At 54.0% G+C, this 385-nt stretch carries 1 protein-coding gene; it reads left to right on the top strand.

The genetic code is table 11. The features are described from left to right. Positions 1 to 296: ribosome silencing factor (rsfS, locus tag GV819_RS32860; RefSeq protein ID WP_161760141.1), on the top strand; the 296-nt coding region annotated here is incomplete at its 5' end. Between the last annotated feature and the right edge of the window lie 89 nt (positions 297 to 385).

The following is a 385-nucleotide window of genomic DNA, read 5'->3' as shown; positions in this document are numbered from 1 at the left end:
CTTCAAACCGCCAAACACGCGCTTTGGCCAACAACGTTCGCGAGAAAACCAAGGAAAACGGTGGCGAAGTGTTCAGCACCGAAGGTGAAGACACCGGCGAATGGGTACTGGTCGACCTGGGCGATGTGGTGGTGCATTTGATGCAACCCGCCATTCGCGAGTATTACAACCTGGAAGAAATTTGGGGTGGCAAGCCCGTGCGCGTGAAGTTGAACCCGCACAGCCTGAGCAAACCAATGCCCGGCGTGGATTATTTCCCGCAGCAGGCCGAGGCCTATTCAAGCCAGTACAACTAAGATTTTCGCTTCGCTTTGAAAATCCACGTTATCGCCCTGTCTCACAAAATCGAGCCATGGGCGCAACAGGCCGTAGATCAGTTCCAGAA

The organism is Pseudomonas sp. Fl5BN2, assembly GCF_009908205.1.
Taxonomy (GTDB): Bacteria; Pseudomonadota; Gammaproteobacteria; order Pseudomonadales; family Pseudomonadaceae; genus Aquipseudomonas.
Note: the sequence above shows the minus strand (reverse complement) of the source record. Positions and strands in the feature narration are given on the sequence as shown.